The sequence below is a fragment of the Devosia sp. genome, assembly GCF_039927955.1.
Lineage (GTDB): Bacteria > Pseudomonadota > Alphaproteobacteria > Rhizobiales > Devosiaceae > Devosia.
The window spans coordinates 1-24,354 of the sequence record NZ_JBDSUA010000015.1; the positions used below are offsets into that span (position 1 = coordinate 1).

Annotated in this window: 23 protein-coding genes and 1 pseudogene; 7 read left to right on the forward strand and 17 right to left on the reverse strand. The window is 61.9% G+C overall.

Features of this window, described 5'->3' with window-relative positions; genetic code table 11:
- From ABIT12_RS05285 to ABIT12_RS05295, 3 genes and pseudogenes are all read right to left on the reverse strand, one after another.
- Positions 1–110 (reverse strand): annotated as a pseudogene (locus tag ABIT12_RS05285) (response regulator); the annotation flags it as partial.
- A gap of 104 nt (positions 111–214) precedes the next feature.
- On the reverse strand, positions 215–910 hold the full coding sequence (chpT, locus tag ABIT12_RS05290; RefSeq protein WP_348040064.1) for a histidine phosphotransferase ChpT: 696 nt from the start codon (positions 908–910) through the stop codon (positions 215–217).
- Positions 911–932: 22 nt separating this feature from the next.
- The gene (locus ABIT12_RS05295) at positions 933–1,448 is read right to left on the reverse strand and encodes a YHS domain-containing (seleno)protein (protein WP_348040066.1); all 516 of its coding nucleotides are present in this window, start codon (positions 1,446–1,448) and stop codon (positions 933–935) included.
- 132 nt (positions 1,449–1,580) lie between these two features.
- Here ABIT12_RS05295 and ABIT12_RS05300 point away from each other — a divergent pair, with 132 nt between their 5' ends.
- Positions 1,581–2,150: a DUF1134 domain-containing protein gene (locus tag ABIT12_RS05300; RefSeq protein WP_348040068.1), complete on the forward strand. Its 570-nt coding sequence runs from the start codon at positions 1,581–1,583 to the stop codon at positions 2,148–2,150.
- A 321-nt stretch (positions 2,151–2,471) separates the two neighbouring features.
- Positions 2,472–2,810: a hypothetical protein gene (locus tag ABIT12_RS05305; RefSeq protein ID WP_348040111.1), complete on the forward strand. Its 339-nt coding sequence runs from the start codon at positions 2,472–2,474 to the stop codon at positions 2,808–2,810.
- 7 nt (positions 2,811–2,817) lie between these two features.
- Here the strand turns inward: ABIT12_RS05305 and ABIT12_RS05310 are convergent, their stop codons facing one another.
- The gene (locus tag ABIT12_RS05310; RefSeq protein ID WP_348040070.1) at positions 2,818–3,084 is read right to left on the reverse strand and encodes a hypothetical protein; all 267 of its coding nucleotides are present in this window, start codon (positions 3,082–3,084) and stop codon (positions 2,818–2,820) included.
- Between the two features lie 207 nt (positions 3,085–3,291).
- Here ABIT12_RS05310 and ABIT12_RS05315 point away from each other — a divergent pair, with 207 nt between their 5' ends.
- Genes ABIT12_RS05315 through ABIT12_RS05325 form a run of 3 tightly spaced genes read left to right on the forward strand, consistent with a single transcriptional unit; the run spans position 3,292 to position 4,610 of the window.
- The gene (locus ABIT12_RS05315) at positions 3,292–3,576 is read left to right on the forward strand and encodes a YkvA family protein (protein WP_348040072.1); all 285 of its coding nucleotides are present in this window, start codon (positions 3,292–3,294) and stop codon (positions 3,574–3,576) included.
- Between the two features lie 57 nt (positions 3,577–3,633).
- The gene (locus ABIT12_RS05320; protein ID WP_348040074.1) at positions 3,634–4,191 is read left to right on the forward strand and encodes a DUF4287 domain-containing protein; all 558 of its coding nucleotides are present in this window, start codon (positions 3,634–3,636) and stop codon (positions 4,189–4,191) included.
- A complete protein-coding gene (locus ABIT12_RS05325; RefSeq protein WP_348040078.1) occupies positions 4,188–4,610 on the forward strand; it encodes an ester cyclase in 423 nt (140 codons plus the stop codon). Before ABIT12_RS05320 ends, ABIT12_RS05325 begins: the two co-directional genes overlap by 4 nt.
- Before the next feature lies 1 nt (position 4,611).
- Here ABIT12_RS05325 and pyc read toward each other — a convergent pair whose 3' ends face one another.
- The 4 genes from pyc to ABIT12_RS05345 all read right to left on the reverse strand — a co-directional run bounded on the left by pyc (position 4,612) and on the right by ABIT12_RS05345 (position 11,609).
- A complete protein-coding gene (gene pyc / locus ABIT12_RS05330; protein ID WP_348040081.1) occupies positions 4,612–8,052 on the reverse strand; it encodes a pyruvate carboxylase in 3,441 nt (1,146 codons plus the stop codon).
- 231 nt (positions 8,053–8,283) lie between these two features.
- Positions 8,284–8,694 (reverse strand): TIGR01244 family sulfur transferase, encoded by a 411-nt coding sequence (locus tag ABIT12_RS05335; protein WP_348040083.1) that lies wholly within the window; start codon positions 8,692–8,694, stop codon positions 8,284–8,286.
- 88 nt (positions 8,695–8,782) lie between these two features.
- Positions 8,783–10,318 (reverse strand): GGDEF and EAL domain-containing protein, encoded by a 1,536-nt coding sequence (locus ABIT12_RS05340; protein WP_348040085.1) that lies wholly within the window; start codon positions 10,316–10,318, stop codon positions 8,783–8,785.
- A 220-nt stretch (positions 10,319–10,538) separates the two neighbouring features.
- Positions 10,539–11,609 (reverse strand): glycine betaine ABC transporter substrate-binding protein, encoded by a 1,071-nt coding sequence (locus ABIT12_RS05345; protein ID WP_348040087.1) that lies wholly within the window; start codon positions 11,607–11,609, stop codon positions 10,539–10,541.
- Positions 11,610–11,840: 231 nt separating this feature from the next.
- Here ABIT12_RS05345 and ABIT12_RS05350 point away from each other — a divergent pair, with 231 nt between their 5' ends.
- Complete coding sequence (locus ABIT12_RS05350; RefSeq protein ID WP_348040089.1) at positions 11,841–13,043, forward strand: ABC transporter substrate-binding protein; 1,203 nt, start codon at positions 11,841–11,843, stop codon at positions 13,041–13,043.
- A gap of 65 nt (positions 13,044–13,108) precedes the next feature.
- A complete protein-coding gene (locus tag ABIT12_RS05355) occupies positions 13,109–13,699 on the forward strand; it encodes a class I SAM-dependent methyltransferase (protein ID WP_348040091.1) in 591 nt (196 codons plus the stop codon).
- A gap of 9 nt (positions 13,700–13,708) precedes the next feature.
- Here the strand turns inward: ABIT12_RS05355 and ABIT12_RS05360 are convergent, their stop codons facing one another.
- From ABIT12_RS05360 to ABIT12_RS05400, 9 genes are all read right to left on the reverse strand, one after another.
- Entirely contained in the window at positions 13,709–15,001 is a 1,293-nt protein-coding gene (locus tag ABIT12_RS05360) for a branched-chain amino acid ABC transporter permease (protein ID WP_348040093.1), read from the reverse strand.
- Positions 14,998–16,002, reverse strand: coding sequence for a branched-chain amino acid ABC transporter permease (locus ABIT12_RS05365; protein ID WP_348040095.1), 1,005 nt, complete (start codon positions 16,000–16,002; stop codon positions 14,998–15,000). Before ABIT12_RS05365 ends, ABIT12_RS05360 begins: the two co-directional genes overlap by 4 nt.
- A 7-nt stretch (positions 16,003–16,009) precedes the next feature.
- Positions 16,010–16,714 (reverse strand): ABC transporter ATP-binding protein, encoded by a 705-nt coding sequence (locus ABIT12_RS05370; RefSeq protein WP_348040097.1) that lies wholly within the window; start codon positions 16,712–16,714, stop codon positions 16,010–16,012.
- Positions 16,714–17,496 carry an ABC transporter ATP-binding protein gene (locus ABIT12_RS05375; protein ID WP_348040099.1) on the reverse strand — a complete coding sequence of 261 codons (783 nt, stop codon included), beginning with the start codon at positions 17,494–17,496 and terminating at the stop codon, positions 16,714–16,716. Before ABIT12_RS05375 ends, ABIT12_RS05370 begins: the two co-directional genes overlap by 1 nt.
- A gap of 144 nt (positions 17,497–17,640) precedes the next feature.
- Complete coding sequence (locus ABIT12_RS05380) at positions 17,641–18,003, reverse strand: methylglyoxal synthase (RefSeq protein WP_348040101.1); 363 nt, start codon at positions 18,001–18,003, stop codon at positions 17,641–17,643.
- 35 nt (positions 18,004–18,038) lie between these two features.
- On the reverse strand, positions 18,039–18,404 hold the full coding sequence (locus ABIT12_RS05385) for a DUF1801 domain-containing protein (RefSeq protein WP_348040103.1): 366 nt from the start codon (positions 18,402–18,404) through the stop codon (positions 18,039–18,041).
- A 248-nt stretch (positions 18,405–18,652) separates the two neighbouring features.
- Positions 18,653–20,623 carry a methyl-accepting chemotaxis protein gene (locus tag ABIT12_RS05390; RefSeq protein WP_348040105.1) on the reverse strand — a complete coding sequence of 657 codons (1,971 nt, stop codon included), beginning with the start codon at positions 20,621–20,623 and terminating at the stop codon, positions 18,653–18,655.
- Between the two features lie 65 nt (positions 20,624–20,688).
- A complete protein-coding gene (locus tag ABIT12_RS05395; RefSeq protein WP_348040107.1) occupies positions 20,689–21,291 on the reverse strand; it encodes a hypothetical protein in 603 nt (200 codons plus the stop codon).
- Between the two features lie 328 nt (positions 21,292–21,619).
- Positions 21,620–24,121 (reverse strand): methyl-accepting chemotaxis protein, encoded by a 2,502-nt coding sequence (locus ABIT12_RS05400; protein ID WP_348040109.1) that lies wholly within the window; start codon positions 24,119–24,121, stop codon positions 21,620–21,622.
- Positions 24,122–24,354: the final 233 nt, after the last annotated feature.

The window sequence follows — 24,354 nt, forward strand, 5'->3', positions numbered from 1 at the left end:
GCTTCCTGCCCGTCCTCGGCTTCGTCGACGACGTAGTCGAGGTCTTCGAGAATGCGGCGCGCAACTTTGCGCACGACACTCGAGTCATCGACGATGAGGCAGGACTTCATTACTCGACCCTCGGCAGCTGACGCTAAAGCTCGCGACTGACTATCGGCCAAAAGTCCGAATGGATGGTTAGCAATCGGTAAGTTTTGACTGACTGATGCGCCATCTAGGCGGCTGCCTTTTCCGGCTCGCCGCCCGCTTGTCTGGCGATCGGCGTCGCGGTGAACGTGAAGACGTCGTTCTCGATGCCGATCTTGAGGTCCATGTCGGTCATCCGCGCCAGGATGCCGGTGTAGAATGGCTGGATGCCGCGGGCATCGACGCCATCTTCCGGGCTCCCCGACAGCAGTCCCTCGGCACCGGACGGCATCAGCGTCTTCTGGCGCTTCTCGGAATCGGAGGTCGAGGTGAACTTGAACATTTCCGCGCCCGCCGGCCCGGTGACTTCGGCCCTGACCACTCCGCCGCGCGGCACCGCCATCGCCGCGATCAGCAGCATGTTCATCATCAGCTTGGCTTTGTGCTTGGGCAAGAGGATCATCGGCACCTGCCAGTCGAGATCAGCTTTCTCGATCTCGAACAGCAGGCGTGCCACACGCTCGCATTCGCGGGTGTCGAAATCGGTGCCCGCCGTGGACGAGGCGCCGTAGGCCAGCCGCGCGAATTCGAGCTTGGCGCGCGCGTGCTTGGCGGAATTGGCGATCAGTTCCTGCGCGCCCTCCGCCATCGCCCCCTGGGTCGGGTCGGCGAGCACCTCGAGTCCGTTGCCGATCGCCCCGACGGGATTGATCAGATCGTGGCAGACCCGCGAACACAGCATTGCTGCAAGATCGGTCGCCTTGAGCTCGATGAAATCAGCCATTGCCTCGAATCCTTCGGCAGAATCAGTTGTTTTGAACATTATCGCCTGTGCTGGCCGGAGCAACTGACGCCAGCGTTCCCGCCATGGTTGCGCCGGAAGACGGCCCCATCAGATCGGCCGAGAGGCCGGGCCAGTTGGCATTGGCGCTCGCCAGTGCTGACTTCTTGCTCAACAGGAAGGCGTCGCGGTTGGCGGACGAATAGAAGAAATAGAGCTTCAGCGCGTCCACCGCGTAGAGCCCGGGCTTGCCGTCGCTGAGATAGCCTCGCGACACGCTCATCACGCAATGTCCGCCGAATTGCGGGGCATAGACGCTCGGATTGCGCATGAACACGTCGCGATTGGCGGCGCTCTCGAAATACCACGGCACCCCCTGCCAGACATACTCGTAGTCGGCCAGCCCGTGCTGCGGCGCCGGATCGATGAAGTAGCTGACCGGATCGTACCCCTCCATCGCGACGCCGGTCAGCGGATCGGTGACAATCGTCGTCACCAAGGCTTCGGCACGTGCCGCCACAGCCAGCAGCAGCCACGCCACGATGGTTAAGATTTGTTTACCCGTTTGCCGCATCATCGCCGCGATAAAAGCCCAAGGAGTCGGGCGCGTCAGATAGAAGCTAGCCTTCTATGGTGTGCGCTTGGTAAAGGCCCCGGCCATCGGAGTGTGATCATGCTGAAACGCCTCGCATTGAGCCTTGCGCTCCTTCTCGGCCTCTGCCTCCCCCCATCCGCGGCGCTGGCCGCTGGCTCGGTCTCGGACACCTTCACGGTCAACGAGATCGTCGACAAGGGGGGCGAATTCTTCGGTTCCGTTTCCCAGGGCCTCGCTTCATTGGTCGAGCGCGCGGTCAGCCAGTTCGGTCTTCCCAACGGCTACATTCTCGGCGAGGAGGGCAGCGGCGCCATCATCATCGGCGGCCGCTACGGCGAGGGCACGCTCTACACCCGCAACCAGGGCGACTACCCGCTGTTCTGGCAGGGCCCCTCGATCGGCTTCGATTTCGGCGGCGACGGCTCCAAGACCATGATGCTGGTCTACAATCTCAGCGCCACCAACGACATCTTTACCCGCTTCCCCGGCGTCGACGGCTCGGCCTATATCGTGGGCGGTCTCGGCATGACGGTGATGAAGGCTGGCAACGTTGTCGTCGTCCCCATCCGCTCCGGCGTCGGCCTCCGCGCCGGGCTCAACGTCGGCTACCTGAAGTTCACCGACCAGCCGACCTGGAACCCGTTCTGACCTTTTTCCTTCCCCCCTTGAGGGAGAAGGTGGCGCGTAGCGCCGGATGAGGGGTCTCTTTCTTCCTTCACGATATGCGGCGGCAACCCCTCACCCTGATTTTCTGCTGGACGCAGAAAATCTGTCCCTCTCCCTCAAGGGGCGAGGGGTGACGACTGTAGCACTCTCTGTCATTCTGCCTCCGACCAACCCCGGAGCCCACCCATGTCCGACACTGTCATCATCCCACCTGTCGGCGGCCGCGTCCGGCGTCACAGCACCTTCGTGCCGCCGCTGCTGATCCTGCCGTTCGTGATCTACAATATCGTGGCGTTCCTGTTCATGGGCGGTAGGCCCGAGGGCTGGCACAATGGCATCTTCAACATCGCCATGGTTTCAGGCACGCCGTGGTCGGTGACCGCCGGCGATTTCCTGCTGGTGGTGGCGCTGGTCTGCCTGTTCTTTGAAGTGCTCAAATCCACCCGCACCGGCTCATCCTCGATCGTCGAGCACATGCTGTCGATGCTGGTTTTCGTAGCGTTCCTGCTCGAATTCATCCTGCTCGGCGCCGCCGCCAGCTCGGTGTTTTTCCTGCTGATGGCCATGGCGCTGATCGATGTGGTCGCCGGCTTCTCGATTTCGATCACCAGCGCCGGACGCGACGTGACGATGAGCAATTAGCGGCCTCTCAGGCCAGCACAGTCGTCCGATACCCCTGCGGCATCCGCACCACGCCAATGCTGGCGCCGGTGCGGTAGGCACTGACGGCCTCACCGACGCTGCTGCGGCGCTTGGCCCGCTGTGGCGCCATATTAGCGCGCGCCGCGATCAGGTGGCTGACGAAGGCTGCGGTGGTTTCGCTGCGGTGCAGCGAGGGGCGCGGACGCTGGCTTTCGATCACCACGGGCAGGCCCGGTGCCGAAATGGAACGCTCTGCGGTCTCGAACTCGCTCATTTTGGCCTACCTGTCCCACTTTGGGGCGTTTGTCCCGATCCGGGACACAACCAACGCTGTAATACCCATAAAGTGGCAAGGCCCGTGCCAAGCGTAAACCTTTTGTTAATCTTTTCCCGCAATCGTGACCGGCGTGGTTAAGCCTAAAATTGTCTGGAATGGACTTTTCGGCCTTGAACCGCCCCGTGCAGGGACCATCTATTGGGCATGTTCAAGCTCCTCAGCCGTACCGCCATCGCCCGCGTGATCCTGTTCCGCAAGGAAGTCGTGACGCTGTTCCACGCGTTCCGCGACCCGTACACGCCCGGCTATCTAAAGCTCGCCATGATTGGGGTGGTGCTGTACGTACTCAGCCCCATCGATCTGGTGCCGGACTTCATCCCGCTGCTCGGCTGGGTCGATGATGTGATGCTGGTCTCGATGGCAGTCAGCTGGATCGTCAGCCGCGTGCCGGTCAAGGCGACAATCAACGCCACCTATACTCGCCGCTAGGGCGTCGACAGGCCCCGCAGGCTGCGGCTAGACTGTGCCGCAACAGCGGGACCAGCCATGACCTTCCAGGCCTATATCGACACCATCAAGCAAAAGACTGGCCTCGACCCGGCCGATTTCGTGCGACTGGCGGCCGAAAAGGGCCTGGGGCCGGACAGCAAGCCGATGGCCATCATCGGCTGGCTCGCTGCCGACCATGGCTTGGGTCGTGGCCACGGCATGGCCATTGTCCACGTCATCCAGAGCACGGTGACGGGCGGCTTGAAGCCGGCGGAAGAGCGGCTGGATGGGTTATTCGTCGGCGGCAAGGCCGTGTGGCGTCCAGCGTTTGATGGTCTGCTCAAAACCGTCAGCAGCTTTGGCGAAGTTGGCACTGCGGCGACTGACACCTATGTCAGCCTGCTGCGTGGCAAGGGCAAATTCGCCATCGTGCAGCCCTCGGGCAAGCGCCTCGATATCGGCATCAAGCGCAAGGGGGTCGAACCAACCGAGCGTTTCGCAGCGGCCGGCGCCTGGAACTCGATGGTGACCCACCGTGTCGGCATCACTGACGCTGCCCAACTCGACACCGAACTGCTCGATTGGCTGGCGGCTGCATATGAGGCAGCCAAATGACCGAAGCCAGTCTAGCCGAACGCAACAAAGCAACGGTCCGCCGTTTCAACGATCGCGTCATCAGTGCGCTCGACGAAACCGTCTATCGCGACATCTTCACCGCTGATTTCATCAATCACAGCGCCCCGCCTGGCGCGCCCAACGGTTCCGAAGGCATGTGGAACACCTTCGCCAATGTCATGCACCCGGCTTTTCCGGACCTGACCGTCGAGATTGAGGATCAATTGGCGGACGGCGACAAAGTGGTCACCCGCAAGACCATCCGCGGCACTCATCTCGGCCCGCTGATGGGCATAGCCCCCACCGGCAAGCCGGTAGTGATCACCGTCATCGATATCGTTCGCGTCGAGGACGGGCGCTACGCCGAGCACTGGGGCGTCAATACCCTGCCCACGGTGCTGGCGCTGTTGCGCGGCTGAGTTACTCGAACCGGACCAGCAGGTCCTTGGCGTCGATCTGGTCGCCCTGCTTCACCGTGACTTCGGCGATGACCCCATCGGCTTCGGCGTGGATGGCGGTTTCCATCTTCATGGCTTCGATCGAGCACAGCACATCGCCGGCAGCGACCGAATCTCCGACCTTGACCGACAGGCCCGAGATGACGCCCGGCATTGGCGCACCGACCTGTTTGGAGTCACCCAGTGCCGCCTTGGAGCGTTGCTTGACCGTGCCGACCTTGAGCCGATCCGGCACGGTGATGGTGCGCGGCTGGCCGTTGAGATCGAAAAAGACCCGGACCTGGCCTTTGTCATTGGTCTCGGCGCGGCCCAGATATTGCAACACCAGGGTCTTGCCCTTTTCGATGTCGATCAGCAGCTCCTGCCCCTCCTTGAGGCCATAGAAGTACACCGGCGTCGGCAGCGCTTCGGTGGGGCCGTAGGCGTCCTGCGATTTGGTGAAGTCGACATAGACCTTGGGATACATCAGATAGGAGGCAAGGCGGTAATCGTCGACCTCCCCGCCGCTGGCTTCGACGGCCTTGGCGCGCTCGGCTTCCAGATCAACATCCTTGAGATAGGAACCCGGACGCTCGGTGATCGCCGGCTTGCCCTTGAGTACCTTGTCCTGCAAAGCCTTGGGGAAGCCGCCCGGAGGCTGGCCCAGATCGCCGGCAAAGAAGCCTACGACCGAATCGGGAAAGGCGATATCGCGCTTGGGGTCTTCCACATCGGCACGGCTCAAACCGGCAGAGACCATGGCCAGAGCCATATCGCCCACCACCTTGGACGACGGCGTTACCTTGACGATATCGCCGAACATCTGGTTGACGTCGGCATAGGTCTGGGCAACCTCGTGCCAGCGGGTTTCCAGCCCCAGCGAACGCGCCTGTTCCTTGAGGTTGGTGAACTGGCCACCGGGCATTTCGTGCAGGTACACTTCCGAAGCGCCGCCCTTGAGATCGCTCTCGAAGGCACGGTACTGGGTACGTACCGCCTCCCAATAAAACGAAATCTGCCGGATCGCCTTGGCGTCGAGTTCGGCGTCGCGCTCGCCATCGGCAATGGCGGCAACCAGAGAGCCAAGTGTCGGCTGGCTGGTGGTGCCGCTCAGAGCATCCATCGCCGCATCGACCGCATCGACACCGGCTTCAACCGCTGCCAGTACGGTGGCCGAAGCAGCGCCCGATGTATCGTGGGTATGCAGGTGGATCGGCAGGCCGACCTCCTGCTTCAGCGTTGCAATCAGCTTCTTGGCGGCTGCGGGCTTGAGCAGTCCGGCCATGTCCTTGAGGCCCAGTACATGGACGCCCGCAGCTTCCAGTTCCTTGGCCAGGTTGACATAGTATTTCAGGTCATACTTGGCCCGGTTCGGGTCCAGCACATCGCCGGTATAGCAGATGACGCCTTCAGCCACCTTGTCGGCCTCGATCACCGCATCGAGCGAGACGCGCATGTTCTCGACCCAGTTCAGGCAATCGAACACGCGGAAGATATCGACGCCACCTCTGGCCGCTTCCTTGACGAAGAACTTCACCACATTGTCGGGATAATTGGTGTAGCCGACGCCATTGGAGCCGCGCAGCAGCATCTGGGTCAGGATGTTCGGCGCGCCTTCGCGCACCTTGGCCAGCCGCTCCCATGGGTCTTCATTGAGGAACCGCATCGACACGTCGAACGTCGCCCCGCCCCAGCATTCCAGCGAGAACAGGTTGGGCAGCCCGCGTGAATAGGCCTGGGCAATGCGGGTGATGTCGAACGAGCGCATGCGCGTGGCCAGCAGCGACTGGTGCGCATCGCGCATCGTCGTGTCGGTGAACAGCACCCGCTTTTGCGCCTTCATCCAGCTGGCAAGGCCCTTCGGCCCCTGCCGTTCCAGAATCTGGCGACTGCCCTCATTGACAATCAGCGGCTCGAACTGTGGCACCACCGGCGCGGCAGCGCCAGCCGGCGGCGCCGGGCGATCGCGCACTTCGGGGTGACCATTGATGGTCACGTCCGCAATGTAGGTCAAAAGCTTCGTCGCCCGGTCCTTGCGGCGCTTGAGGTCGAACAGCGCCGGCGTCGTATCGATGAACCGCGTCGTGTAGCGGTTCTGCACAAAGTCAGGGTGGTTGATGATGTTTTCAAGGAACGCCAGATTGGTCTGCACGCCACGAATCCGGAACTCGCGCAAGGCACGGTTCATGCGGCTGATCGCTTCCTCGGGCGTCGGCGCCCAGCAGGTGACCTTTTCCAGCAGCGGATCGTAGAACCGGGTGATCACCGCACCGGCATAGGCCGTGCCGCCATCGAGACGCACGCCAAAGCCGGTTGCCGCGCGATAGGCGGTGATGCGGCCATAGTCGGGGATGAAGTTTTCTTCCGGATCTTCGGTGGTGACGCGGCACTGGATGGCATTGCCGTTGAGCTTGATGTCCTGCTGCAGCGGCACACCCGACTCTGGCGTGCCGATCACTGCGCCCTCGAGCAGCTTGATCTGCGCCTTGACGATATCGATGCCGGTGACTTCTTCGGTGACGGTATGCTCGACCTGAATGCGCGGGTTGACTTCGATGAAGTAGAACTTGTCGGTATCGGCATCCATCAGGAATTCGACGGTGCCGGCGCCGCGATAGTTGGCGGCCTTGCCCAGGCGCACCGCAGCGTCGGTCAATTCCTTGCGCACGACTTCGCTGAGATATGGCGCCGGAGCGCGCTCGACGACCTTCTGGTTGCGCCGTTGTACCGAGCAGTCGCGCTCGAACAGATGCACCAGATTGCCGTGATCGTCGCCGATCAGTTGCACCTCGACATGGCGGGCCCGTTCGACCAGCTTTTCGAGATACATCTCGTCCTTGCCGAATGCCGCTTTGGCTTCACGCTTGCCTTCGGAGACTTCCGACAGCAGCGACGACTCATCCATGATGCGCCGCATGCCGCGACCACCGCCGCCCCAGCTCGCCTTGAGCATCAGCGGATAGCCCACTTCGGCCGCCAGGCGCCTGATCTCGGCCGGGTCATCCGGCAGCGCTTCGGTTGCCGGCACCACGGGCACGTTGGAGGCGACCGCCATGTTGCGGGCGGCGACCTTGTTGCCCAGGTCGCGCATGGTCTGCGCGCGCGGCCCGATAAAGATGATGCCGGCCTCTTCGCAGGCATCCACGAATTCCGGCGATTCCGACAGCAGGCCATAGCCCGGATGGATCGCATCGGCCCCGGAAATCCGCGCAATGCGGATATATTCGTCGATCTGCAGATAGGCCTCGACCGGCCCCTTGCCCTTGCCGATCAGATAGGCCTCGTCCGCCTTGAACCGGTGCAGCGCCAGCTTGTCCTCTTCGGCAAAGGCGGCGACGGTCTTGATCCCGAGCTCGTTGGCAGCGCGAAATACGCGAATGGCGATTTCGGAGCGATTGGCGACGAGGATTTTTTTGATTGGCATCGAACAATTCCGAGCAAGAGGGGGCGTGGACCGTGCGGTCCGGCTCTAGAGCCCGATTGGAAACTCGCTCTGGGGAGTCGGCTGGCGTGGTTTTCGAGAACCGGAGCGCAGCGTACGTTTGGTACGTGAGCACCGGAAGCGCAGAAAATCGCGTCAGACGGCCGCCAGAATAGAGTGTCCAAACGGGCTCTCAGTATTCAGAACGGCTGGCGGTTACCCGCCGGCGCGGTATCAGCCCAGATGGCCCGCCAGATGGGACATGTCATAACCGGCAGCAGCCGCTTCGGAGATGATCTCCTTGGCGTCTATCTTGCCGGCCTGCGACAGAGCCCACAGCGTGGTCGAGCGGGTGCCTGAGCGGCAGTAGCAAAACACCGGACCATTGCTCCCCTCGAGCACGGTCTTGGTTTTGTCGACCATGTCGGCGGAAACGCCGTCACGGCCTAGCGGAATGGCATGGTAGGCAAGCCCGGCAGCCTTGGCGGCGGCTTCGATTTCGGCGCCTGCCGGCTGATCCGGCGATTCGCCATCCGGGCGATTATTGATGATGGCGACGAAGCCGGAAGCCTTGAGCGTTGCGACGTCGGCAGGCAAAATCTGGCCCGATACGCTGACGTTGTCGTTGATCCGCTTCAAATCCAAGGCGTAACTCCCGTTGCCGTCATTTGGCTTCCCGCAACCTTTATAGCCACCGCGCGGGCGTTCACGCAACTGCAACGAAAGTGCCGTGCTATGCGGCAGCAGCGACGGCGCCCCCCGGCTGGGTCTGCCACAGGCGGATCGGTTGTGGCCTGCCCAGCAGATAGCCTTGAAAGCCCGTACAGCCCGCCGCCTGCAGCAGGGCGAGCTGTTCATGTTCCTCCACCCCTTCGGCAATCACCTCGACCGGCAGCGAGCGGGCTATCTCGCAGATCGCCGCAACGATCATTGCATCCATGCGATTGCTGGCAATGGAACTGACATAGGTGCGGTCGATCTTGATGATGTCGAAGGTGAAGGCGCGCAGATATTGCAGGCTGGCATGGCCGGCGCCGAAATCGTCGATGGCAACGCGAACCCCGGTGGCGCGGACCTGGCTGAGATTATCCATTTCCGTGCCGCTCGACAGCAGCGGCACGGTTTCGGTGATCTCCACGATCAACTGGTGTGGATCGGCGCCGGTTTGCGCAACAATGGTTGCAAACCGCTGGGCAAAGTCCGGCCGCCGCAACTGTGCGGCGGAAACATTGATTGCCACCGAGGCCGTTCCCAGCGCGGCCAGATCAAGGCAGGCCCGGCGCAACACCCAGTCGCCGAGCTTGTCGATCAGATCGCTCTGTTCGGCGACCGGCACGAACTGCACCGGCGAAATGGTGCCGCGGACCCGATGCTGCCAGCGCACCAGTGCCTCATAGGATCGCAGGGTAACCCCATCCGCCGCGAAGACCGGCTGATAATACAGCTCCAGCTCGTTCATCAGAATGGCAGCGCGCAGCTCCCGCTCGACGAACCGCCGATGCCGCTCGTCACCCAGCATGTCTTCCTCAAACGCCACGACGCAGGCACGGCCATTGCGCTTGCCCTTGTACAGCGCCAGATCCGCCTTGCTGATCAGCTCATTGCAGTCGGTGGTGTCCTGGGGAGACATTGCCACGCCCACCGTCGCCGACAGCCGCAGGCGCCGCCCGCCGATCAGCGTCGGTTCGGACAATTGCGCCAAAAGCGTATCGCCCAGCCGTTTGAGGGCCAGTTTATTATCGTGCCCGACGATGGCAATGCCAAATTCGTCGCCACCCAGGCGACCGACAAAGGCACCCGGCATCAGCCTTGTCACCATGTCGATGAGGTGTACCAAGGCCGCATCGCCGGCGCTGTGGCCGTTCAGATCATTGATAATCTTGAGATTATCCATATCGACCTGCATATAGCCCACGCTGGCGGACGAGCCGTGATAGACGCTGCGTTTCAGATTTTCCAGAAAATGGGACCGGGTCATCACCCCCGTCAGGGCGTCGCGATGCGCCGAGGCCAGCCCGGCGCGTTTTTCCGTATCGGCCTGCTCGATGCGCAGCCGCATCGCCCTGTATCCCAGGCGCAGGATGATCAGTACGACGACGCCGAGGCCCGCGGCGACGACCAGCATCTGCAGCGGCCGCGCCTCGGAGCTGGGCAGCAGGGCAATCGCCGCTACAATGAGCAGCAGGAGAGCGGCAACCAGCCCGCCGACGCTGACCGACACCCGGCGATAGGCATCGATAATATTGGAGAGTGACTGGTCGCTGCGCATGCTATCGGGCCCCCGCGCGCTTCCTAACCCATGGCGCGCGCGAGGCCCAATGTGGCAAGCACAGGTAAAGACAGCGTCAACGAATGACACAAAAGCATTATTTATCAATGCATTAAGTCGAAGGCATCGCAAGGCGGCGGACGCTATCGCGGTTCAATGACGGTCTTGTAACAGGTGCCGGGCTGATCGGGTGTCCTCTGCCGTCACGGTAAACCGCCGGTTACGGCGGACCCGTCCCGACCCAGCTCTTCCAGATATCCTGGCGCTCCGCCACGAACCGGTCGGCAACGCTTTGCGGCGTCGCGCCCGCTTCGTTGAGTTGCGCCAACAGTGCATCCATTTCCTTGAGCGGCAGGCTGGCCCGCTGGAAATAGCCCGCAATCATCGGCGTTTCGGTAAACACCCGGTCGGCCAGCGCAATGACCACGGTTTCCGGAGCAAACGACGACGGCTTGGGGCTCGGGCAACTGATCTGGGCCAGGCACTTGAGCGCTTCGGCATCATAAGCGCCCAGATCGATCGGCTTGAAGCTGAACTGGTTGAGAATGGCATTGGGCTGCCAGTAGTAAAACAGCACCGGCTGCTGCTTGCTCACCGCTTCCCCGATCAGCGTATCCATTTCGAACCGGTTGGCCGGCACCACGATATCGACCAGCCCCTCCAGACCGAGAGCCTTGATCAGATTGCGGTTGATCACCGAACAGGCCCAATCGACCGGACAGGTCACGAACCGCACCTTGCCCCCGCCGGCGACGCCTGGCAGCGCCGCCTTGAGCCCCGCAGCATTTGCCAGCCCGGGATTGGTGGCGGCCAGATAGTCGGGCATGAACCAGCCTTCGAACACCTGGCTGGCATAGGTATTGGTGGCCGGGCGCACCATTTGCGCCTGCACCGCCGGGTTCCACACATCGGCGACGCGCCCCACCCACATTTCCGGCGCGACGGCTGGCTGCCCGCTCGACCCCATCGAGGACGTGGTTGCCGTCAGATCACCGGGGATAACCTGGGTGTCGCAGGCAAAATGGATCCTGAGCAGGCGCGCATGGATTTCTGCCAGCACCGCCGCCGAAGGCCAGCCCATGCTGGCAATGGTCAGCTGCTGGGTGCCGCACGGCGGTGGCGGCGCGTCGGGCCGGACGCTGTCGGCGGGCTGCGTTGCATCGGGTTGCACCACACCGCCGCCGCTATCCTGCGCCTGGTCGAGCACGGTGAAGCTGGCCTGCGCAAAGCCATGCTGCACACTTGAAACCAGCAGCAAGGCAGTCAGGCAGCAGCGGAACAGCAAACGCATCAAGCCAACCCTGGGGCACGAATTTGTTGGCCGACCATATAGGGCCACGCCCCCATTAATCAATCGAACGCCAGCTTTGACCGGATGATCAAAAGCGTGGTGACTCGTGCTCGAAAATTATGCAATATCGCCGCCAGCGGGGCACAGGTCGTGCCCCCATAGCTTGTCATCCGGCTGCAGAGACGCTCGTTTGAAAGGGCGCCGGGCCGTCTGACCAGACAGAGGGACATCATGAAACTGAACAAGACTCTCCTCAGCGTTGCGGCCGCCGCGTCGGTCCTCGCCCTTGCCGTTCCGGCAATGGCCGAAGACGTGACCATCGGCTTCATCGGCGGCTTTACCGGCCCGATCGAAAGCCTGACCCCACCGATTTTTGCCGGCGCCGAACTCGTGGTCAAGCAAATCAACGAACAGGGCGGTATCCTGGGCGGCGGCAAGCTCAACATCATCTCGGCCGACGGCGGTTGCGATGCCACCACTGCGGCCGCGGCTGCCGACAAGCTGATCAACACCGACAAGGTGACCGGCATCGTGGGTGCTCTGTGCACCGGCGAAACCATTGGCGCGTTCAACGGCTCGGGCCTGTCGGGCAATGTCGTGTTCATCTCGCCAGCCTCCTCGGCTCCGGCGCTGACCACGCTTGAAGACAAGGACCTGGTATACCGCACCACCCCATCCGACGCGCTGCAGGGCGTCAAGATGGCCAAGCTCCTGCTCGACAAGGGCCTCAAGGACGTTGCCGTCACCTATGTCAACAATGACTACGGCAAAGGCCTGGCTGACGCCTTCACCGCTGCCTACACCGCGGGCGGCGGCACCGTGGCTGCGAGCGTCGCTCACGAAGACGGCAAGGCCGACTACCGCGCCGAACTGGGCAACCTGACTGCATCGCAGAACCTGGTAATCCTGGCCTATGCCAACGCTTCGGGTAACACCATCCTGCGTCAGGCTGTCGAAAGCGGCAACTTCACCGCCTATGTCGGCGGCGATGGCATGGTCGGCGACGACCTGCTCAAGGGCATCGACGCAGCTTCGGTTGAAGGCCTGCTCGCCACCCGCGCTGGCGCCCCTGCCGGCACTGCCACCACCACCTATGCCGATCTGGCCAAGGCTGGCGGCATCGATGGTTCGGCAACCTACGCTCCGCAGGCTTATGACGCTGCCTTCCTGATGGCCCTGGCCATCGAGAAGAACGGCTCTGCCAGCCGCGATGGCCTGTCCAAGGCTCTTCGTGACGTTGCCTCCGCTCCCGGCGAAAAGATCCTTCCCGGCGAATGGAAGAAGGCCGTCGAGCTGATCAAGGCCGGCACTGACATCGACTACGAAGGTGCCGGTGGCGCTCTCGATTTCGACGCAGCCGGCGACGTTGACGGCATCATCGTCCAGCTCGCCGTCGAAGGCGGCAAGTTCGTCGAAAAGGGCGAAATCAAGTAAGCAGAACAATCTGCCGATAGCGAAAGCCCAGGAGCAATCCTGGGCTTTTTTCGTTGGGGACCGCCATGGCTGACGACGCAACACTGCAATTTTACGCCGAGAACGCCGCCGAATATGTGCGGCATGGTGCCTATCGTCCAAGTCCACAGCTTGAACAATTTCTCGCCGCCCTGCCCCCTGGCGCGGACATTCTTGAACTGGGCACCGGCGGCGGTCATGACGCCGCTGCAATGCTGGCCCGCGGCTTCAATGTAACGCCCAGCGACGCCTCCACCGCTTTGGCCGCAGAGGCCGAGCACTTGCTGAAGCGCCTGGTTCGAATCCTGGCGTTCAACGCGCTTGATGACGTTGCTGCCTATGATGGCGTCTGGGCATCGGCCTCGCTGCTGCATGCCCCAGCGAGCGAACTCACCGACGATCTGAGCCGCATCCACCATGCGCTACGTCCAGCGGGACGATTGGTCGCCAGCTTCAAAGCCGGCGATGGCGAAGGCCGCGACCAGTTCGGGCGCTATTACAATTACCCCAGCGCCGAAACGCTGATGACCCACTTCCGCGACGCCGCGAGTTGGACTGGGCTGGACCTGAGCCAAATCGATGGGACCGGCTACGACAAGCTGCCGACGCGCTGGCTTTGGGTCACTGCCGTCAAATAGCGGCGCGCCTCAGCCCTCGCGCCGCACCACTTCGGGGATCAGCCCCTTGGGCGCGAACCGCAGTGCAATGGTAATCACCAGCCCCAGCACGAAGACGCGCATCTGCGCCGAACGCGACTCGATGTCGGGGATCTCGCTCCAGCCGATCATCGTCGACCAATGGCTGACGGTTTCAAAAATCGCCTTGGCCAAAGGCTCGGAGATGATCCAGATCATCCAGATCAGGACCGCCCCGAACATGGCGCCCCAATTATTGCCCGAGCCACCCACGATCACCATCACCCAGATGATGAAGGTGTGGTTGATCGGCTGATAGCTGGTCGGATCGTAAATCTGCTGGAACGACACCAGCATGGCCCCGCCGATGCCCATCAGCACCGAACCGACGATAAAGATTTCCAGCTGCCGCGAGGTGACGTTCTTGCCCATCGACGATGCGGCAATGTGATTGTCGCGGATGGCGCGCATCATCCGGCCCCACGGACCGGCATAGGCGCGCGAAATCAGGAACACCGCGATACCGAGCACCACCAGTGCCAGCACCAGAAAACCGGCACGTGCATAGATCAGCGCGGTCAGATTATCCACGCCATTGGCCTGATAATCCTGCGGCAGCGGCGTCGGCCACGGAATCGGCGAGACGCTGAGCGTGCCGCGGGTCAGCCAGTCCATGTTCTTGATCAGCGCGCGGATGATTTCGGAAATACCGATCGTGGCAATCGCCAGATAATCGGTGCGCAGCCCCAGACAGATCTTGCCCACGATATAGGCGACGATCGCTGCCAGCACGCCGCCAAACAGCCAGCCGACCAGCGGATGCAGGCCCAGGCCGCCAACCCAGCCGTCCTTGCCGCTGAGCGCTTCGATATAGGCGGCGGCCGGATCGATCTGGCTGCGATAGACACAATAGGCGACGAACCAGACGAGAACGGTCAGTGCGACCTTCCAGCCGCCCTTGATGCCGATCCGGTGCGATTGCTGGGCACCATAGACCAGCCCGGCGCCGGCAACGAAGGCAAGGATCGCCTTGCCCAGCATGAACGGCCCGTCCGATCCCCAGAACAATGGGTTGATCGGATAGGACATGAAGGTGACCGCAAAGCCGCCCAGCATCAAAAAACCCATGATGCCGAAATTGAACAGCCCGCCATAACCCCACTGAATATTAAGCCCCAGCGCGATCAGCGAGTAGGCCGCCGCTTCCACCAGACGGCTGGTGGTGAACGGCACACCGAGCACGAAACCGACGCCCAGGATCAGTACGAACAGCGCCGCAAACAGCGTCAAAGAACGCCGCATCATGACGAGGCTCCCTTGAAGATGCCCGTCGGACGAACCAGCAGCGTCACCACGAGAATGACGAAGGCCACCGTCAGCTTGTATTCGGTGGGCACCAGCGACAGGTTAGCCGGCAGGTGTACCCATTCAGGCAGCACCGCATTGAGCGGCTTGAGCACGGTGGACCAGTTGAACACCGCCAGCGTCTCGGCGAACCCGATCAGGAAGCCACCGGCAATGGCGCCATAGGCCTGCCCCAGCCCGCCAACGATGGCAGCGGCAAAGATCGGCAGGATGATATTGAACGCCAGATCGGGCTTCAACGTCACGTCGAGCGCCAGCATGGTGCCGGCCATGCAGGCCAGCGCCCCGGCAATCACCCAGGTCACCCGCACCACCAGCGCGGTGTTGATGCCCGAAACCTGCGCCAGATCGGCATTGTCGGCCATGGCGCGCATAGCCTTGCCTAAGCGCGACCGCGTCAGGAAGAAATGCAGCGCCACCACGGCGATGATCGTGACCAGAACCATCAGCACCTGCGGCTGCGTGATCACCAGCGGCCTTGTCGACCCCAGTGCCGACATGTCGAAGCGGTACAGCACCTTGGTTTCGGTCTCAAAAAAGCTGTAAGTGCCGGCGCCGAAGAACAGGCGCGTCAGACCCTGCATCATCAGGGTGACGCCGATCGAAGCGATCAGCAGCGTCACCGGCTTGGCGCCCCGCTTGCGCAGTGGCGCGTAAAAGCCCTTGTCGATCCCCAGCGCCAGAACGGCCGAGATCACCATGGCAATCGGCAGCACCACGAACCCGGTCGGGATCGGCGCATGAATGCCCCAGGCGGCAAACAGCGCCGCCAGCAGGAAGGCAAAAAACGCCCCCGAGGTCATCAGTTCGGAATGGGCAAAATGGGCAAAGCGCAGGATGCCGAAAATCAGCGTGATGCCGATGGCGCCCAGCGCATAGATCGATCCAAGCACGGCGCCGGAGATCAGTACCTGGTTGATGAAGAAAATCAGCTCGGTCATGGTGTCCTCAGCCCCCCAAAAAGCTCTTGGCGACTTCGGGATCGGCGATCAGTTCGGGGCCGGTGCCGGTAAAGCGGTTCTGCCCGGAGGCCAAAACGAAGCCCTTGGAGGCAAAGGCCAGCGCCTGGCGGGCATTCTGCTCGACCATCAAAATGCCGACGCCTTCCTTGTTGACACGCACGATGGTCTCGAAAATCTCAATCACATAGCGCGGCGACAGGCCCGCAGAGGGTTCGTCCAGCATCAGCAATTTCGGCTTGCTCATCAGGGCGCGGCCCATCGCCACCATCTGGCGCTGGCCACCCGAAAGCTCGCCCGCCTTCTGGTTGCGCTTTTCCTTGAGCACCGGGAACATGTCGTAAACCCATTCCATGGTGTCGCCAAACGCATCCTTGCGGGTGAAAGCGCCCATTTCCAGATTTTCCTCGACACTCATCGAGGTGAAGACGTTCTTTTCCTGCGGCACAAAGCTCAGGCCGCGCGGCACCAGCTTGTCCGGCAGCGAATTGGTCACCTCGGCGCCATCGAACACTATAGTTCCACCGGTGACCTTGAGCAGGCCGAAAATCGCCTTGAGCGTCGTCGATTTGCCAGCCCCATTGGGACCAACGATGACGCCGATATCGGACTGGTCGATGGCAATGTTGACGCCATTCAGGATCGGCGCGCCACCATAGCCGCCGACGACGTGGGTGAGTTCGATCAGGGCCATCAATTCACCACGACCGGTGAACCGAAATAGGCTTCAACGATCGCCTCGTTGGCGCGGATGCTCGACATCGAGCCTTCGTCGATCTTTTCGCCCTGCGCCATCACGATCACCGGATCGCAGAGCCGGCCGATCAGATCCATGTCGTGTTCGATGACGAAGAAGGTATAGCCAAGCTCACGGTTCATTCGCTCGATATTGGCCGCCAGATCCTGCAGCAGCGTCTTGTTGACGCCCGCGGCGACCTCGTCGAGCAGCACCACCTTGGCATCCACCATCATGGTGCGACCCAGTTCGAGCAGCTTTTTCTGCCCGCCGGACAGGTTCCCTGCCAACTCATTGCGCACATGGCCGAGCTTGAGGAAATCGATGACGTCGAGTGCCTTCTTGCGCACATCGGTCTCGCGCGACCTGACCAGACGCGGGCGGAACCATGCATTGGCCAGGCTCTCCCCCGGCTGGTCGCCCGGCACCATCATCAGGTTTTCCAGCGCCGTCATGTTGGAAAATTCGTGGGCAATCTGGAACGTGCGCAGCATGCCCGAACCGAACAGCTGGTAGGGCGGCATGCCGGTAACGTCCTTGCCGTCGAACAACACCTGTCCGCTATCGGGCACGATATTGCCGGCCACGATGTTGAACAGGGTGGATTTGCCCGCGCCATTGGGACCGATCAGCCCGGTCACCGAGCCTCGTGCCACTTGCAGCGAGCAATTGTTGACGGCGGTCAGGCCGCCAAAGCGTTTGGTGACGTTCTTGACGTCGATAACTGCATCGAAGGACACCCAGACCCCGTCCTGATTTCCTGAAACCTCGACCCTGGATTGTTCCGGATCGTTATTCGGCATCTGCGCACAAGCTGACCAAAGGGTCAACTTGACCGGATGGTCAAATCGCCGCCAGCACTGCGTCAGCCGTAGGTTTTGCAGCTAAATGGCAGCGAGCACGGCATCAGCTGTGGGTTTGTTGAACGCGCACAGCACATCATAGAGCGTTGCCAGCCGGGTCAACGCCTTGACGTCGACATCGTGCGGCTGCGCCGACAGCGGATCGATGAAGAACACCAGGACGTCCAGCCGTTCCTCGGCAATCATCGCGCCAAGTTGCTGGTCGCCACCCAACGGACCGCTCTTGAGCAGGGTGACCGGCAGGCCAGTGGCAGCAATGACGCGCCCGCCCGTGGTGCCGGTGGCAAACAGCGTATGCTGGCCCAACTTGTGCTTGTGGGCATGTGCCCAGTTGGCCATTTCATCCTTCTTGTCGTCGTGCGCCACAAGCCCGATGACTGCCATTCCCGTCTCCCTGTTCGGAGCCGTTTAAGCATCGATCAGTGCATCAGGGCAATGGCTTCGGCAATCAGCACGCCGATGGCATCGATCGGGATTTCGGCGCGCGGCAGCAATGACAGGTAGCGCGCAGTCTTGCCGTTCCCGGCCAGCATCTGCTCCGTGTCATCAAGCATCCGTCCGTTCTGGAAGTAGAGTGCCACCCGGTCATCATAGGGAAACACCGCGCACACCAGTCCACCCTTGCCGTGGTGAAAATTAATCGACCGCCAGCCCCGCATCACCCGGCCGGAAAGCCCCGGATGGGCGGCGATCATCGCTACCAGGCGGCGCGTCAAGGTCTCGATGGAGCTTGGGAGCGGCTCGAGCAGGGCGGAAAGATCGGCTCCCGTCAGTGTGGCTTGCATTTGATCTCTCCGGCGATGTCGGCGGCAACGCCTTGCCAGCCGTTCGGAGCCGGATCGTCAAAGGTTACAACCGCGCCCGGACAATAGACAAAGGCTGCTGACACGGAATGTCAGCAGCCCGTGACGTTTACTCGGAGAACCGCGGCCTGAAATTCGCTCCAGGCCAGGTCGATGGCCGCATTGCTGGCGCAGCGATAGGGAAAAATGATCAGGCCCGGCACATGCGGGGCCTGATCATTATTTCTGGGTTAGAATTCGTTCCAGTCCTGCGCCACCGCCGCATTGCCACGCGAGAGGTAGTTGCTTGCCGCCGACCGCACACGGTCGGCTGGAGCACCCGCTCGCTTGGGCGGCGGCGCTCGTTCCGGCTGGGCGCGCCGCCCACCATCATCGATGGTAAAAATATCCACCACCCGATCCAGTTCGCTGGCCTGGCTTTCCGTCTGCTCAATGGCCGCATTGGTCTCTTCCACCAGTGCGGCATTGTGCTGGGTCATCTCGTCCATGGTGCGTACCGCAGTCGAGACTTCATCAATCGCCGAAGCCTGCTCGCGGCTCGCCTTGGCGATCTTCTGCATCAGATCGCTGTTCTGGTTGATCGCCTCCAGCATCGCCGACAATTGCGCTGAAGCATCCGACACCAACCTTGAGCCGCCCTTCACCTCGGTCGCCGATTGCTCGATCAGCATCTTGACGTCGGACGAAGCGCTCGCGGCCGATTGCGCCAGCCGCCGCACTTCCACGGCGACCACGGCAAAGCCCTTGCCCGCGTCCCCTGCACGCGCCGCTTCCACCGAGGCGTTCAGGGCCAGCAGATTGGTCTGGAAGGCGATGTCATCGATCAGGCCGATGATGTTGGAGATTTTCGCCGACGACGTGGTGATGCGTTCCATCGCGGCATTGGCCTGCTCCATCACCTGGCCGGTCTGGGCAGCGCTGTTGGATACCGCCTGCGCCTTGCCATTGGCGTCCTCGGCCATGCGGGAATTTTCCACCACAGTGGTGGCAAGCTGTTCCATCGCCGCTGAGGTTTCTTCGATGGTCGCCGCCTGCTTGGTGGTGCGCTCGCTCAGATCATTGGCGCCGGCCAGGATTTCCCCAGTGGCTGATTTGAGGGCGCGCGAGGTCGAGCGGATCTGCCCGACCACGCCGGTCAGCTTGTCGCCCACCGCGTTGATATCGGACTTGAGCTTGGCAAATGAGCCTTCATACGCCCCCTCCATCCGCAGCGTCAGGTCGGTATCGGCCAAAGCCGCCAGCACCTTGCCGGTTTCCCCGATGCCGCGATCAACGGTTTCGACCAGATTGTTGACGCTGGACGCCAGCGCATTGAGTTCCTGATCCGGGAACGTCGCCCGCACCCGCTTGGAAAAATCCCCGGCAATGGCGGCATCGACCACTTCGCCAAACGCTGCCTGCAAGGCTACCATCATGTCGCCGCGCTCTTCGCGCCGGCGGATTGACGCGGCCCGCTCGGTTTCGGTCATCTGGCTCATCTGCAGCCCGTTTTCACGGAACACTTCGATGGCCTTGGCCAGATCACCAATCTCGTCACGGCGCCCGGCGCCATTGACCGCGGCGTCGAAATTGCCTTCGGCCATGGTCTTTGCCGTATTGGTCAGATCGCGCAGCGGTCCGGTGACATAGCGGGTCAGGAACAGCGCCAGCCCGGCCATGCCCAAAAGCGCCACGCCGATGGCAATCAGGCCATTTCGCCCCTGATCGGCCAAAGTGGCGTCACGCATCAGCGTCACGTCCCACGCCATCACCACGGCACCCACTACAGCCAGGTCCTTGCCAAACTGGGCCGGATAGGCCGCCAGATGATAATTGCCGGAATTGATCGACACCAATGCGTTGCCGGCCATTGCCTGCTTGGCAACATCGAGCGCCGCGGCGACAAGTGTCGCGTCCGCACCGAACTGGCTGATCGGATTGCCTTGCGCATCGATCGCCCCGGCCGCGGCCAGGCCGAAATCGGGGTCGGCGCCATACGTTGCAAACGAAGCATCGACGGCGTCCATCTTGCCAAATTTGACGCTGCCCGCCGATTGCTCGGTGACCACCCTTATCATCTCGTTCTGCCGGGCCGTGAGGGTCTTTTCCAGCGTCGACATCGTGCTGGTGTATCCCAGCGTCATCGTCACCCCAACTGCGGCGACAATGGTCAATGCCACTGGAACAAGGATCGACCAGGCAAGGTTGAGACGCATTTTCATGAAGTGGCCCTATGTGCTGCAGCTTGCCGGCCCGACAACGGGCCGACAATGATAGGCGCGCTCGATCAGAGCGTGGACAGATCCACACCAACGGTAATCGCACCAATCGGAGCGCCGCTGGTGGGGTCGGTAATGGTGACGCTGACCTGGCTCTGGAAGGTCTGGGTCGATTCGTCCTGCTCGACTTCACCTAGATGCAGGCCGGCAGCTCCCGCACCGAAGCTCTTGGTGAACTTGTCTTCGTCGCCCTGCCAGTAATCGGAGGTCACGGTTGACTGGGCGACATTGAGCCCCTTGGCATCCATCGCGAAGATTTCGGTGAACATGCCGGCGCTATCGTCCTGTGCCTTCTTGAGATAGGCCGACGCCTCGGTGCCCATCGTCGCGTCGATCAACGGCTTGGCATCGGCATCGACCTCGGCCCGCCATTGCTTGTCGAGTTCGTCGATCTTGGCCTGGTCGTAGGATGCGGTGACGGCGTTTTGCGCGATGATCGCGGCGACCAGTACCGGGTTCTGCGCAATTTCCTTGATCTTGCTATTGGCCAATTCGGTCAGCGGGCCAGTGTAATCGTCGGCCGCCATGGCCGGGGCCGTCAGGCCCGCCGCCAGGACCAGGACGATCCGGGCAGCACGCTGCAGTCCGGTAATCTTGCTTGCCTGCATCATAATAGTCAGCTCTCCTTGACAGACGAGGCTTCGAATTGTCGTCACCCCGCGGTGCCGATGAACCTGTCTGATAGCTGCAATTATTGCGTTGGAACGCTTAATAGACCTCTAATTCGTAAGCGACCCGACATTAATGGAGCGGAACCAGAGGGATGCGCCCGTTCGTCCGCCCCCGGACCGATCGACATTCAGGATTCTCCCCTCCCCTCGAGGGGGAGCAGAGCCGTCCGGTGCAGGTGAAAAGGCCAAGCACAAGCTGAATGCCGATTGGCCCCGGGGCATGTTGTCAAATCGATGGGCACATCCCCTCAAACGGGCAGTCCGCCCCTCAGAACTCCGACCAGTCCTTGGCCACGGCGGCATTGCCGTTGCTCAGATAAGACTTGGTGGCAACCTTGAGCTTGCTCTGCAGGTCCCGCGCGCCACCTTCCGGCCGACGCGCCGCCGGGGCCGCTTCGCGGCGGTTTTCGATGATGAAGATATCGACGATCCGGTCCAGTTCATTGGCCTGCGCCTCGGTCTGCTCGATGGCGGCATTGGTTTGCTCGACCAGCGCCGCATTGTGCTGGGTCATTTCATCCATCACCCGCACCGCGCTGGAAACCTCGTCGATTGCCGAAGCCTGTTCGCGGCTGGCCTTGGCAATGCCCTGCATCAAGGCGCCGTTCTGATTGATTGCCTCCAGCATCGTCGACAATTGCGCCGCCGCATCCGATACCAGCTTGGAGCCGCTTTTGACCTCGTTGGCCGATTGTTCGATCAGCGCCTTGACGTCCGATGACGCACTGGCCGCCGATTGCGCCAGACGCCGCACTTCTACGGCGACCACGGCAAAACCCTTGCCGGCGTCCCCGGCGCGCGCCGCTTCCACCGAGGCATTAAGCGCCAAAAGATTGGTCTGGAAGGCGATATCGTCGATCATCCCGATGATATTGGAGATTTTTGACGAGGAGGTGGTGATCCGCTCCATTGCCGCATTGGCCTGGCCCATCACCGCGCCGGTCTGCGCCGCCGAATGCGACACCGCCTGCGCCTTGACGTTGGCGTCTTCGGCCATGCGGGCGTTTTCAACCACGGTTGTGGCCAGTTGCTCCATTGCCGCGGTGGTTTCTTCGATGGTTGCCGCCTGCCTGGTGGTGCGTTCGGAAAGGTCATTGGCGCCGGAGAGGATTTCTCCGGTGGCGGTCTTGAGCGAACCCGAGGTCTGGCGCAGTTGCGACACCACGTCGCTCAGCTTGTCGCCGACCGCATTGGTATCGGCCTGCAGCTTGGCGAACGAGCCGGCATAGGTGCCATGCATGCGCTGGGTCAGATCGGTATCGGCCAGTGCTGCCAGCACGCTGCCGGTTTCAGCCAGGCCGGCATCCACTGTTTCAACCAGACGATTGACGCTGAGTGCCAAGGCATTGAGTTCAGCATCGGCAAACTGCGCCGTGACCCGCTTGGAGAAATCCCCGCCGATGGCAGCATCGACCACTTCGCCAAAGGCGGCCTGCAGCGCCACCATCATATCGCTGCGCTCTTCACGCCGGCGGATCGAAGCTGCGCGTTCACCCTCGCTCATCTGGCTCATCTGCAGCCCGTTCTCGCGGAACACTTCGACGGCCTTGGCCATGTCGCCCAACTCGTCGGTGCGGCTGGCGCCAGGAATTTCGGCGCTGAGATCGCCATCGGCCAGCACCCGCATCGTCTCGGTCATCCGGCTGATCGGCCGGGCAATCGAGCGCGACACCAGATAGCCCAGTGCCGCACCCAGCGCCAACACCACCCCGGCAATCACCAGGATCAGGTTGCGCATGTCAGTCAGCGGCTGGAACGCCTCGGCCTTGGTGGTGGTGGCAATCAGCGCCCAGTTATGCCCTTCAAACGAAAGGGGCACGGCCACGGCCAGCATATCCAAACCACGATAGCTCGAAACTTCTCCCACTGGCGGGGTTTCACCCGCCAGCGCTGCATCCACCAGCGGGGCGTTGTAGGCAGTTTTCAGCACGTCATCGTCCACAGAGAACGAGGAGTCGTTGCGCATCAGATGGTCGGTACCGACGTAAAGTGTTTCGCCAGTTTCACCCAGACCCAGCCGATTGCCCATCATCGCATTGATGCGATCGGCCGAGAGCTTGAACGCCAGCACGCCAACCATGTTCTTGCCGTTAAAGATCGGCGTCGCCACAAACCCCGCCGAAAGGCCCGGCGTCGCCTCATAGGGCGCCAGATCGGCAAAGGCCACGTGGCCGGGTTCGGTCATCGCCATCGCCTGCCGATAGACATCGCCCAGCGGGGTCTTGGCAAAGGTGCCGCCATCGGCAAAGCTGGTGGCATAGTCGGCCTGCTTGGCCACCGAATAGACCAGATTGCCCTTGAGATCGAACATGAAGATGTCGCCATAACCGTGGGCCTGCATCTGCGCCCGGAAGCCGGGGTTCATGCGGCCATGCGCCATGTCATAGGTCACACCCTGATTGAGCTTGCCGGTATCGAGCAGCCCGCGTTGATCAGCCGGATTGGGATTGGCCTCGATGAACGCCTTTTGCAGCGTCGCCGCCTGGTCCTTCATCTGGTCCCAGCCCATGCCCAGATTGGCCAGCGAACTGGCGGTGGTGTTTGATGCCGCCGTTACCACCAGATCATCGTGTACCGATTTGAGGAATTCGCTGAGCTCGCGCCCGCGCTCCTGCGCCACGGTGCCGAGTTTTTCCTCGGTCATCCGGCTAACGGTGCCGGCCGAGACCCAATAGCTGCCAACACCAACCGCCATGCAGGCCAGCAAGGCAACGCCAACGACGGCCAGTGGTAGTTTTTGTGCAATCTTGAGCTGTGGAATGATCTTCACTGGCTCTTCCCCCCGGAAACGGCAAATCAATGCCCGCGAGGTTAGTTCGGTATAATTAATTATTAGCTATCACTGCCAAAAACTTAGGCAGCCGCTACGTGTTGATCGATCGTGCCCCATAGCGTGGTGTAACTGAGGCAGGGCCTCCACGCATTTCCGGCTTGGCCGGGATGATCAGCGTGCGGGAACTGCCGGCAAGCTGATGAGCGGATCATCGCGCATTTGTCCGATGG